General features: G+C 60.9%; 10 protein-coding genes. 8 read left to right on the plus strand and 2 right to left on the minus strand.

Features of this window, described 5'->3' with window-relative positions; all coding sequences use genetic code 11:
* Positions 1–135: 135 nt before the first annotated feature.
* Entirely contained in the window at positions 136–1,557 is a 1,422-nt protein-coding gene (locus HY962_13780; protein MBI5647995.1) for a peptidase M64, read from the plus strand.
* Between the two features lie 76 nt (positions 1,558–1,633).
* Here the strand turns inward: HY962_13780 and HY962_13785 are convergent, their stop codons facing one another.
* Entirely contained in the window at positions 1,634–3,304 is a 1,671-nt protein-coding gene (locus HY962_13785; GenBank protein MBI5647996.1) for a hypothetical protein, read from the minus strand.
* Positions 3,305–3,477: 173 nt separating this feature from the next.
* Between HY962_13785 and HY962_13790 the strand changes: the two genes are divergently transcribed.
* From HY962_13790 to HY962_13820, 7 genes are all read left to right on the plus strand, one after another.
* Entirely contained in the window at positions 3,478–5,811 is a 2,334-nt protein-coding gene (locus HY962_13790) for an extracellular solute-binding protein (protein MBI5647997.1), read from the plus strand.
* Between the two features lie 33 nt (positions 5,812–5,844).
* Positions 5,845–6,690, plus strand: coding sequence for a sugar ABC transporter permease (locus HY962_13795; protein ID MBI5647998.1), 846 nt, complete (start codon positions 5,845–5,847; stop codon positions 6,688–6,690).
* Positions 6,691–6,766: 76 nt separating this feature from the next.
* Entirely contained in the window at positions 6,767–6,997 is a 231-nt protein-coding gene (locus HY962_13800) for a hypothetical protein (protein ID MBI5647999.1), read from the plus strand.
* A 2-nt stretch (positions 6,998–6,999) separates the two neighbouring features.
* Complete coding sequence (gene ugpC, locus HY962_13805) at positions 7,000–8,094, plus strand: sn-glycerol-3-phosphate ABC transporter ATP-binding protein UgpC (GenBank protein ID MBI5648000.1); 1,095 nt, start codon at positions 7,000–7,002, stop codon at positions 8,092–8,094.
* A gap of 54 nt (positions 8,095–8,148) precedes the next feature.
* Positions 8,149–11,190: a hypothetical protein gene (locus HY962_13810; protein MBI5648001.1), complete on the plus strand. Its 3,042-nt coding sequence runs from the start codon at positions 8,149–8,151 to the stop codon at positions 11,188–11,190.
* 109 nt (positions 11,191–11,299) lie between these two features.
* Complete coding sequence (locus HY962_13815; protein MBI5648002.1) at positions 11,300–11,992, plus strand: CHAD domain-containing protein; 693 nt, start codon at positions 11,300–11,302, stop codon at positions 11,990–11,992.
* The gene (locus HY962_13820) at positions 11,946–12,410 is read left to right on the plus strand and encodes a universal stress protein (protein MBI5648003.1); all 465 of its coding nucleotides are present in this window, start codon (positions 11,946–11,948) and stop codon (positions 12,408–12,410) included. The genes HY962_13815 and HY962_13820 overlap by 47 nt, the downstream gene beginning before the upstream one ends.
* Before the next feature lie 5 nt (positions 12,411–12,415).
* On the opposite strand, the gene HY962_13825 is transcribed toward HY962_13820, so the two are convergent.
* Complete coding sequence (locus tag HY962_13825; protein ID MBI5648004.1) at positions 12,416–12,889, minus strand: hypothetical protein; 474 nt, start codon at positions 12,887–12,889, stop codon at positions 12,416–12,418.
* Between the last annotated feature and the right edge of the window lie 20 nt (positions 12,890–12,909).

Consider the following 12,909-nt stretch of genomic DNA (forward strand, 5'->3'; position numbering starts at 1 on the left):
CAATTATTGCGAGCGGAAAGGTCTGATTTTCTCCGGACGCGTTTTGAACACCGTATTTCACGGCGTCTCCGAAAATTCGCATCTTGTGTTTCTGCCGCCTGCCGGCTTCCCCGCATACATCACTCCGAGGTGTGAATGAAATCCGTAGTCACCGCCCTGCTGTTTGTAGCCGCCCTCGCCGCGTCGCACGCGCAGCCGGACTTCCACCGCTACTTCGTCGACCGCACGATGCGCGTCGACTACTTCCATTCCGGCACAAAGGACACCGACCAGTACGCGCTCGACCGCGTGTACGGCGAGGGCACGTGGCCGGGCAGTCTCGTGAACCTCATCGACACACTCAACCGCGGCGAGAGTCTCGCGCGCGTGTACGATCTGCGCACCGGCGTGCTGCTGTACTCGCGTGGCTTCTCGACAGTGTTCGGCGAGTGGCAGACGACGGACGAGGCGGTCAGGGGTTTAAGAAAAACCATTTCCGAAACCGTGCGCTTCCCCTTCCCGAAACAGCCGGTACAGCTCACGCTCTCGAAACGCGACAAATATTCGGTGTTCCATGAACTGTTCTCGATTGTGATCGATCCGAACGATCCCACGCAGGTCGTCACGGAAAATCGCTCGGCCAACGCCGAAGTGCTCCCGCTCATGGACAATGGCGATCCCCACAAAAAGGTCGACATCGTGATCGTGGGTGATGGCTACGCGGCCGACGATATTGCAAAGTTCAAGGCCGACGCAAAACATTTCAACGACGTGATGTTCGGCACCTCGCCGTTCAAGGAGCGCAAGGCCGACTTCAACGTGCGCGCCGTATGCCTTCCATCCGCCGAATCGGGCATCGATATTCCGGACAAGAATGTCTGGAAAAACACGCCGCTTGGAACGATGTACAACACCTTCGGATCCGCCCGCTACGTGCTGACCGAAGCGAATCGGGAGATGCGCGACGCCCTGTCGCAGGTGCCCTACGACTTCGTCTGCATTCTGATCAACGACAGCCGTTACGGCGGCGGCGGCATTTACCAACTCTACACCACCACATACACGATCGAGAAAAACAAGGGCCAGGAATGGCAGCGCGACTACGTGTATGTGCACGAGTTCGGACACAGCTTCGGCGGACTCGGCGACGAGTATTATTCCTCGTCCACCGGCTACAACGAATTTTATCCCGAGGGTGTGGAACCGTGGGAGCCGAATGTCACACGCCTCCTGCAGGCACCCGCTGTGAAATGGAGCGCCATGGCCAGCAAGGACCTCGCGCTTCCGACGGACTGGGGCAAATCCGCCTACGACAGCATCGGCACGCAGCTCTCGCGCCTGGACCGCCTTGCCGAGGATTATTATTCCAAGCGCGATCCGCTCAAGAAGAAACAGGAAGCGATATTGACCAATGCCGCCCTGCGCGGAAAGGTCGGCGCCTTCGAGGGTGCCGGGTACGTTTCGACGGGCATGTACAGGCCGTCGCTCGACTGCCGTATGTTTTCGTTGAGTCTTGTTGATTTTGATCCGGTGTGCCGCGCGGCGATCGAACAGCAGATCGACTTCTACGCGAAATAGAGAACCGGCCCGTTCTCGATTCCCCAATACAAAAAGGGGTGGGATTGCTCCCACCCCTTTTCTACGTCCTGCTGGATCAGAAGGTGAATGTCACATCGAGATCGCGCGGCACACCTTGTAATTTGGCCAGAGACACGCGCACATGATCGGGCACCTTGCCGTACGTGTCGAGCAACACCCCCGCCCCGGCATAGTCGCCCTCGGCCTGGACGGTCAGAATCTTCCGCGCGAATTCACCGAGCGTGTCGAGGAAGCCCTCGATTTTCACAACAACATACCCGTCGGCATCGATCGAGACCGCGCCCTTCTCGACGAGGAAATTAAGCTGCATGATGTTCGATTTTCCATGCGCCTCCTCGGCACCGAAGCGCACCGAGCGGTACAGCCCGGCCACATAGGTCACGATCGACTTCCGCAATTGCTCCTCGGTGATCTTCTTCTCCGCAAGCAACACGCGGTTGTTGTAGAGTCCGAGCAAATCGGCCTTGCACTCTTCTATGGCGGAGTAGCGTTCCTTGAGCGCGCGGCGCACGCTCAGCTTGTCGTCGCCGAACACATAGCCACGCCCGAGCGTGTGCGACACTTCGTGCAGCGTGACAAAACTCGTGAAGGCCGCACGGTCCACATAGGCGCGCTGATCGGGCCGCAGAAGTTTTTCGGCGATGGGCACAAGGATCTTGTCGAACTTCGCCTCGATGAGATTTTTGTACATCTGCTTTTTACCACCCTTGACCTGTGTCACACGCGGATCGTTGGGCAGCGACGCCGCAATGGTCTTGACACCCTTCATAAAATCGCCGCCGAAGAACACGACGTTGACAACTTCGAGCACATTGCCCGATCCGGCCGTCGCACGAATGTACTTCGGATCCATGGGCAGGGCCTTTTCGAACGCGTCGATATGCCCTGTGAACATCTGCAATTCCCGTGTGCCGGCCGGATCCTTCACCACCACGGCACATTCGTAGGCGGTCTTGTAATTAAAGAGCGCGTCCTCATAATTCTCGATCGGGCCTATGACCACATCGACGTTGTTCTCTTTCAAATCCATCCAGGCCATGTCGCTTGCGAAATAATCGTCCGTGAGCAGTGCTACCGCGCGCAGGCGCAGGTACTTGCGCAGCGAGGGATTGTCGGCCAGCGTTGCGGCCTTTTCGAGCAGGGCCGCGATGCGCGGCACCTCGGGATAGGCCTTTGCAAACGGCACGGCACGGAAGCCCGTCCCGTCGCGTTCCACCACGGTGTACTGACCTTCGAGTTCCTCCTTGCGTCCGGGATTCTTCGTGCTAAAGTCCTCGAATTCCTCCTTGCTCATGTCCTGCGGATAATACGCGGCCACGGGAGGCTTGGTCGCGGGACCGGTGCCGACAAAACGCGCACCGTCGTAGATACGGTCGTACGGTCCGTAATTGATGCGCACATACTTCGAGAGGTCGGCCGCCGCGGGACCCGCCGCGCCGAGCGAATCGCGCAGGGCGATGGCATCGGGCGAGGTCTGGCGCCAGAACACCTCGTCGACGAGAGTCCCTGCTTCCACGAGAGTGCGCACAAGCGCTCGCTCGCGCTCGGTCAGAAATGAAAGGTCCGTCGCGAGACTCACGGGTGCATACTCCGCGAGGCGCTCGGCGACCGAGGGCGTGGCGCCGTGCATGTCGGTGGTCTCCTGTGTGCGGGAATTCTGTCTGCCGCAGGAGGCGAGCAGAACGGTGAGCAGTAAAGTTGCTGGAAGAAGGAAGCGGGAGCGCATGAAGGACGTCCTGTCTGTTGCGGAAGAGTGAAATGTACGGCGGCACGGATCGAAGGAAAAAAGACATACAGCTCCGTTACATCCAGAACCATGCCATTGCTTCCATGAAACGCGGAATCACAGTCACACGATTGGCTTTGTCTTTGAGGCGCCGAAGGTCTACTTTTTCGGGAATGAACAGACTGCTCCCGCGCACCCGTCTCACTCTGCTGCTCGTCCTGCTGCTGCCCGCGGCCGTTTCCGCGCAGGTCACGCTGCACCTGTGGCATCAGATGCGTCCGGACGCGCGCGAGGTGCTCAAGCAGCGTATCGCGGTGTTCGAACGCCTGCATCCGGGAATACGTGTCGCGCAGTTGTACAAGGAGAACGAGGAACTGCGCGTCGGCTTCCAGGCCGCGGCGGCTTTTACCGGCGGCGGACCGGAACTCGTGTACGGACCCAGCGACTTTGTGGGCGCCTTTGAATCGATGCGCATTGTCAAGCCGCTTGAAGCGCTGTTCCCGCCCGCCTTCTTCGCGCGCTTCGATACAAAGGCGCTCACACGCTACAACGGCCATATCTATCAGATCGGTGATGAGATCGGGAATCATCTCGCCCTGATCTGGAACAAACGTCTGTTCCGCGAAGCCGGTTTGAACCGCGCCCCTGAGACCTTCGACGAGCTTATCCGTTTCGGAAAACTGCTCACACGCGATAACAATGGCGACGGCGTCATCGACCAGTACGGCCTGGTGTGGAATTACACCGAACCGTTCTTCTTCATTCCCTTCTACACATCCTTCGGTGGCTGGGTGCTCGATGAAAACCGCAGGCCGACACTCGACAACGAGGCGTCGGTGCGGGCCTTCGAATTTGTGAAGGCGATGCGCGACGAGCATCACATCATCCCGAAGGAGTGTGATTACGAGATCGCCGACAGCAAGTTTACCGACCAACGCGCGGCGATGATCATCAACGGATCGTGGTCCTGGGGCAAGTACATGGAGGCGCTGGGCGCGGATTTCGGCATCGCGATGATACCGCGCAACACAGCCACAGGGCTCTGGGCAGCGCCGATCGTGTCGAGCAAGGGCTACTTCGTGAACGTGTATCTCGAGGGCGAACGTCTCGACGCCGCGCGGCTCTTCCTCGAATTCATGCTGTCGGACGAATCGCAGCGCATTTTCTCGACGCGGCTCAAGACCATACCCTCGTCGATCGCGGTGCAGAACTCGTCCGCCGTATTCGCCGATCCTGTCATCGCCGTCTCGATGGAGCAGGCGCGGGTCGGCCTGCCCATGCCGCTGGTGCCAGAGATGCGCGCGGTGTGGGACGCGATGCGTCCGCCGTACCAGAATCTGCTCGGAGGAAACATCGATGCAGCCGAGGCCGCGCGCGAGCAGCAGCGGCTGGCCGTGCAAAAAATCCGCGAGTTGAACGAGGGCGCTTCCGATGGCAGCGAGGATGCGTCTGGCGCCGCGGTCACCATCGTCTACCTCATCGGCGCGCTGCTCGCCATAGCCGCGCTGTTCGGGCTCGTGCGCAATTTCCTGATCCCGCTGCTGCGTCATCCCGACCGGCTCGAGACACGGAACGCGCGATTCGCAGTGTTTATGATTCTGCCCGCCGCCATACTCATGTTCGGTGTGGTCATCTATCCCTTCTTCTACAACCTCGTCATCTCGCTCTCGAACATGAGCATGCTGACGGTGAACGACTGGCGCATCATCGGATTCGATCAATACGGGAAGGTGTTCGGCATCGACCGTTTCGCCGAGGAACTTGCGCGTCCGTCGGGCACGCTGTGGACCGCGGCGGGACAGATGTTCTCGACCGAATTCTATGGCGTATTTCTGAAGACGGTGATATGGACCTTTGTGAACGTGACGTTTCACGTGGTCATCGGCGTGTTTCTCGCACTGCTGCTGAACCGCGCGCTGCCGGGCAAATCCATCTTCCGCATCCTGCTCATTCTGCCCTGGGCCGTGCCGCAGTACATCACGGCGCTGACCTGGCGCGGCATGTTCAACACCGACAGCGGCGCAGTCAATGCGATATTAAAGACCGTATTTTCCGTATCTCCTCTGCCCTGGCTAACGGACGAGTCGCTCGCGTTTGCGGCGGCCATCATCACCAACATCTGGCTGGGCTTCCCGTTCATGATGCTCATCGCGCTGGGCGGACTGCAGTCCATTCCACAGGAACTGTACGAGGCCGCCGACATCGACGGCGCGAGTCCGTGGCAGAAATTCCGCAACGTGACCGCCCCCTTGTTGAAGCCCGTCATGATTCCCGCCATCACATTGGGCATCGTGTGGACGTTCAACAACATCAATGTCGTCTGGCTCGTATCGAACGGGGGCCAGCCCGCGGATCAGACGCACATCCTGGTGAGCTACGTGTACCGCGCGGCGTTCAACCTCTACCGCTATGGCTACGCGGCGGCGTTCAGCTTCATCATTTTCCTCATCCTCGCGGCATGGAGCATCCTCTTCATGCGCCGCACCGCCACCGACAGCGCCGCATAGGCGCGACACCAGGAGACCGGAGAAAGCAGGCACATGGCACGCGGCACAAAAACACACAGGGCATGGACGCTCGTTGGAGTGTATGCGATACTCACCGTCTTCACGGCGGCATCGGTGTACCCGATACTGCAGGTGTTCAGCATATCGCTGCGGCCGCAAGCCACGCTGCTCAGCGACTCGCTCGCCATCATCCCCGACGGCGCGACCTGGGACAATTACATCGCGCTTTTCCGCGATCAGCCCTTTTTGCACTGGGTGTGGAATTCCCTCGTGGTCACCATCGCCGTAATGGTCGTGGGTGTCGCGCTGGCCTCGACCGCGGGGTATGCCTTTTCCCGGTACCGCTTTCCGGGCAAAAAGGCCGGCCTCCTGAGCCTGCTCATCACGCAGATGTTCCCCGCCACCATGCTGCTGCTGCCGCTCTTTATCATGATGGCGAAACTGAATCTGACAAACACGTTTCTGGGGTTGATCGTCATTTACTCCTCCACGGCGCTTCCGTTCTGCGTATGGCAGATGAAGGGCTTCTACGACACAATCCCCTTGAGTCTAGAAGAAGCGGCGCGCATCGACGGGCTCGGACGCTTCGCCTCATTCTACCGCATCATTCTCCCGTTGGCCGCGCCGGCGCTGGTGATCACCGCGCTGTTCTCGTTCATGTCGGCATGGACGGAGTACATCGTGGCGGCGCAGGTCCTGTACTACGACGAGATGTTCACGCTGCCGATCGGTCTCAAAAGTTTTCAATCGAACATGAGCACCGAGTGGGGTCTGTACGCCGCAAGTGCCCTGCTCGTCAGCATCCCCGCGATGGTGCTGTTCCTGCTTCTGAGCCGCTGGCTGATATCGGGTCTCACGCTCGGAAGCGTCAAGGGCTAAGCACGAGACGCGAGCATTCAACAGAACGTTTCACTGCACCGAACGGATCACACCTACTTCTCCATAACCCCGCGACATGACACTCAACACACTTCGGATCTTCGCATACACCACGTCGATCGTGCTCCTCATCGCGGGAGAGATCGCCCTGTGGTTCCTGTTCCGGGAATCGAATCTGCGCCTGTACCTGATGGCGGGATACCCGCTGCTTGTGTTTTTCTTTCTCGGCATGAAACTCATGCTCGTGAAAACGCTCGGCCGGCACGCGCCGCCCGCCTCCTCATCCACTCCCTCGACGGAAGAATGACCATGGCATCGGTACGATTGACGAACGTCACAAAACGATTCGAGAACAGCAAGGCCGCGACGATTGAAGGTCTGCACCTCGAAGTGCAGGACGGCGAGTTCATGGTGCTCGTCGGACCGTCGGGCTGCGGCAAGTCCACCACGCTGCGCATGGTGGCCGGACTCGAGGAGGCGACCGCGGGCGAGATTTACATCGGCGACCGTCTCGTGAACGACGTGGCTCCGAAGGACCGCGACATCGCGATGGTGTTCCAGAATTACGCGTTGTATCCGCACATGACCGTGCGCGAGAACCTGGCTTTCGGCCTCACACTGCGCAAGTACCCGAAAGCCGACATCGCGGCGCGGGTGGACGAAACCGCCGCGCTGCTCGAGATCGGTGAATTGCTGGATCGCAAGCCGAAGGCGCTTTCGGGCGGCCAGCGGCAGCGTGTGGCCCTCGGCCGCGCCATCGTGCGAAAGCCCAACGTGTTCCTGTTCGACGAGCCGCTCTCGAATCTCGACGCAAAACTCCGCGTGCAGATGCGTACCGAAATAAAAAAACTGCATCTGCGTCTGGGAACGACTATGATATACGTCACCCACGACCAGGTTGAGGCCATGACCATGGGCGACCGCATCACCGTCATGAAGGCGGGATTGATCCATCAGGTCGATACCCCGCTCAACGTATATCACCGTCCCGCCGACCTCTTTGTGGCGGGGTTCATCGGGAATCCCGCGATGAACGTGCTGTCGGGTGCGCTCGATGCCGAGGCGCATGTGCTGTCGGGCGCGGGTTTCTCCATCACGCTTCCCGAGGCGCATGCCGCGATGCTGCGCGCGCTTGCAGGCCGGAAAATCGTGCTGGGTATACGTCCAGAGAACGTGCATTTCAACGAGATCCCCTGCGAGTTGCCTGCGGCGATCGAGCTTGTTCATGAAGTGTCGGAGCTGCTCGGCAATGAAGTGTACGCATATCTGAAGGCCGGGACCGAGGCCGTGACGGCGCGCGCCGCAGCGATGCCGTCGCTGGGTCTCGGCGAGAAAACACGCGCGTGGCTCGATCTCGCGAAGGCGCATTACTTCGACGCGGAAACAGAGAAAAGGATCGGATAATCCGTTACTCCGCGCCGACGCACCTGCGCCGGCCGGTCAAATCAGGAGCGCCGCATGCGACGGTTCATTGGCCTGCAGGCCCTCGTCCCCATTCTCATCACCATCGCCGTGGCCGGCGCCTCCGCGCAGCGGCCGCTCCGCCTCACACTTCCGCCCGGCGGACCCGAGCGTGTGTTCACCATCACGAACGCGCGCGACGCCTTTTACGCTGTAGTCGCCAACGGAGAAAATTCGAGCGGCTTTCACGGCATCACGCGCGCAAAGCGCAAGGTGTTCGAGAATCACTGGATCGCGCTCGATGGCCGCCTCCTCGACAGGCGCAACGCGGAAGTGACGGTCGAACCCGACCGCTGCGTGCGCCGGTATCCGGAGAGCGGCACTGAAGAGGTGCTGCGATTCTGCGACTCCCTGTGCCTGCTCGTCGTGAGCATCACCACACGGCATGCGGGATCCGTCACCGTTGTGCCGTCGTGGTCCGCCGCCTTTGCTGCGGCCACACACGCCACGAGCGGCGCGCGACTGTTGCTGCGCGGCGAGGAGATCGCCTCCTGCGCCACAGTCTTTCTCAGCGGCGCTCCGCACAGGGGCTCGTGGGAACCGGTGGATCACGGACTCACGGACCAGATACCCGCAGCGACACGGGGCCACATGCCCGCGATGTACCGTATCGATAAGCTGCCCGCAGGCGCGCGCATAACATTCGCGGCGCAGATACACGATGCCAATTCAGCACCCGACGATGCACGTTCGCTCGATCCCGTGCCCGCGCGTTCCGCAGACTGTCTTGCGCGGGTATGGAACATGCAGCATGAACGATTCTCCTCCGCTTACGACGGCAGTGAAACCCTGAGTCGGCGCGGCGCCCAGGGCTGGCAGGGCGCGGAGGGCTGGATACGCGCGGCGATGAGTTCACTCCTGCTGCGCGGCGGCGTACCCGCGGTGTGGGCGGGGCTGCCGTGGTTCGACGAGGAATGGGGACGCGACACCTTCCTGGCACTGCCCGGCGCGGTGCTGGGAGCGGGAGATCACGACGCGGCTAAAAGGATCCTTTCATCTTTTATTCGCTGGCAAAACACCAGTGCCGCGGATCCGAATTTCGGCCGCATACCCAACCGGATACAGCCGGGCAATGTGATCTACAACACCGCCGACGGCACTCCCCTCTTTGTGCGCCAGGCCTGGAGCTACCTCGAACAATCCGGCGACACGCCCTTCGCCTCCGTCCTGCTCCCCGCCGTCGATCGCGCCATCGAGGGCGTGTTGCGGCATCACAGTGATTCACTCGGCTTTCTGACGCACGCCGATGCCGACACGTGGATGGATGCCGTAGGTCCGCGCGGCCCGTGGTCTCCGCGCGGCAACCGCGCGGTCGAGATACAGGCGCTGTGGATCGACCAGCTCGAAAGCTCCGCACGTATCGCACTGCTAACGGGCGACACAACCCGTGCCGAGAAATGGCGCGCACGTCGCGCGCGTATCGTCACAGAGTTTCTACGGCATTTCACCGATCCCGCGACAGGAACACTTGTCGATCATCTCAATTCGGACGGCAGCCGCGACACTCAGCTCCGGCCCAACGTCCTGCTCGCTCTCACGCTGCCGCGTTGGTCCATCATTCCCGATTCCACCGCCGCGCGCACGTTGGACCGCATCATCACCTCCTGCGTCTACAGCTACGGCGTCGCGTCTCTGGCGCAGTCCGATTCACGTTTCCATCCCTGGCACGTGTACCCTGCCGGATATCCCAAGGACGCGGCGTATCATAATGGCACCATATGGACGTGGTTGACCGGGCCTGCCGTCACCGCCCTTGTACGCAGCGGCAAGGCCGATGCCGCATGGAAGCTGACCGCCGCTCTCGAGGTACTCGCGCGCGATCAGGGCGCGATAGGGACCCTGCCCGAATGTACTGATGCGTTGACTCGCGGCAACAACATCGCGCCGCGCTGGTCCGGCACCTTCAACCAGGCGTGGAGTACCGCCGAGTACCTGCGCAATCTGCGCGAGGACTACTGCGGCGTGTCGGTCAACGCTTTGGAACACATCCCGGAAGTGAGCATCCATCCGCAACTGCCGTCCGCTCTCATCGGCGCGAACACCGTGTGCCGCGTTGGTGCGCACAACGTGCACATCGCACTATCAGCCCCATCGATCGACACCTTGCGGATTCACTGCAGACTCGCAACCGCGGGGCGGGTCAGGATCCGCTGCGCTCCGCCTTGGGCTGGTGATTCGCGCGCCGACACCGTCGTCACCATCGATGGACCCTCCACCGCGCAGTTCGAATTCCACGCGCCGCCGGGATATCGTGCCAGCGCAATACAAGACGTGCCATGGTGTATCCCGCGACTCGATTCCACACTCGCAAGCATCAGACCGCCGGCCTGGCCCATCATCAGTCCTGAGCGCGCTCTGAAGAAAAATCGTGCGGCATCCGTGCTATTCGAAGCGAGTGATCCGGCTGGTGACGATGCAGGAGTGGAGGGCACGTACACGTATCCGCGCGCCGCTGTATTTCCGAAGGGCATTTTCGATCTGCGATCCGTGCGCATCAGCGCTGACGAGACCGATGTGTATTTCCGTCTCACGTTCTCGGCTCTGTCGCAGCCTGGCTGGCATCCCGAGTACGGTTTTCAATTGACCATGGTCGCGATCGGCATCGATCAGAGCGCCGATCGATCGCGGCAGACGCGGAGCATGCGCTCAAACTCGCGCTATACACTTCCGCCTGGCGCGGGCTGCGACAAAATCGTTCTGGTCGGCGGCGGTGTGGAAGTGCGCAGCGCCGACGACCGCCTCCTCGGGGCCTTTGTGCCGACAGAACCGGCGCATGCCTTCGGCAGCGTGCGCGACGCCTCGATAGAATTCGCGATACCCCGATCCATACTCGGCCAGCCGCACCCGGAATGGCAGTACCACATACTTGTCGGTGCGCAGGACGACCACGGCGGCGCGGGCATCGGCGAATTCCGTGATGTTCTCGATGTTGAATCCGCCTGGAACGGAGGTGGCAACCGCCAGGGTGGATCCAACGTGTACGACGAGCTTCACAGCGTGTTCCCCGTCCCCAAACGCGCGGCGCCGAAGCGCAGATAGCTCCGCGCCGCAAGCAACGCGACCGGGCGTTGTGTGAGGATTTTGTTCAGCGTTGACATTACGCGGAACGAGTGGGATATTTCGGGCACAATCACAACCGGCAGCAGGAATGGCCTCCCGCAAAAAATGGGAAATAGCGCATCTCGCGCCAGTGCGGCGTTTTCGCAGCGCCGCATGTATCATCACATCGCACCGACTGCGCGCGGTGATCGATCTGGCGCATACGTTCAAGGCCTCACGGGATGTGGAGGATCTGCATCAACTGCGCATCGCCCTTCGCCGGCTCCGTTATCCGCTCGAGACCCTGCTCTCGCAGTTCCGGCGCAAAAGCGTGCTGCGTTTCATCGACGAACTGAACATGCTGCAGGACGCCGCTGGCGCGGCGCGCGATCTCGACGTCCTGATGGAGCGGCTGACACGTTCGAACAACGAGCAGCACTGGCAATTACGGCGCATCGTGTTTCTCGATCTCGAGGCGGAGCGGCGCGCGGCATACGCAGCAGCGCTGGACGCCATCGACATGTTTCTCGTGAGTCCCATGTTGTACGATTTCAAAACCGGGATCGAATTCGAGCGGCACGATCCCGCTGTCGCAACGTCCGATCCTTACGACGACGCCGGGGAGTCCGACAACACTCCCGACGACGCGCCCGAGGGTGCCGCGTCGGAACCCGACTCAACCATTCCCGATCAATCGCCCGTACACAGCGCGGCCGCATCGCCGCGCAACGACGGGAAGCACGACGGAGGTCGCCATGTTACAGAACATCTCCCGCATACTCATTCCGATCGACTTTTCTGACGCGTCAAAAAACACGTTGAAACACGGCGTGGCCTTTGCGGAGCGGTTTCACGCCGAAGTGCTTCTCGTCTATGTCATCGAGCCGGTGATCTTCCCCGCCGATTTCAGTTTCGGACAGGTGGCGGTGCCGTCGATGGAGAGTGAGTTCCGCATGCGCGGCGAGGACAATCTCGCGCGGCTGCTTGAAAACGAGGTGCTGCCGCGCACGACCGGACGCGCACTCGTACGCATGGGCAAACCCTTCGTCGAGATCAATCGCGCCGCGCGCGAGGAGCAGGCCGACCTGATCATCATCGGCACGCACGGGCACACCGGCATCGAGCACGTGCTGTTCGGTAGCACCGCCGAGAAGGTGGTGCGCAAGGCGCCGTGTCCCGTGCTGGTGCTCCGCGAGCAGGACTGGCGCGCCGACGGCTGAGAGCTTTACTTGGTGCTGCGCTTTTTGTCCAGAATTTCCTGCAGCGCGTCGGCGTCCTTTTTATTCGTCGCAACGGCGGGAATAAGGATCTGCGTTCCGGCCTTGTTGATCGGTTCGGTGGCCACAAACGTCGCGCGCACGCGTCCCTGCACCACAAGCGCCATCTGTTCGCCCTTCCGGCGCATGATGCGGCGCCAGCGGCTTGCGCCCTGATCGTTCATGTAGATGCTCAGCTCGAAGCTGTCGGTTCCCGCTGTTTCACGGACGAGCAGGGAGATGATGGTTTGATCCGTGAGAATCGGATCGCCGAGTCTTATTATTTCGCCGTCGGAATTTTCGAACTTGGGCGCGAGCTGATCCTCGGTTTCGACAGCGCGAATCTGGATGATATCCGTCACTTTCATGACGGCGGTGCCTCCGCAGGAGACGAGCAGAACGGCGGCGGCAAAAACGGATAAGAGTAACGACAGGCGCGGCATGGTGCTCCGGAATGTTTCGC

Source organism: Ignavibacteriota bacterium (assembly GCA_016218045.1).
Lineage (GTDB): Bacteria > Bacteroidota > Ignavibacteria > SZUA-365 > SZUA-365 > JACRFB01.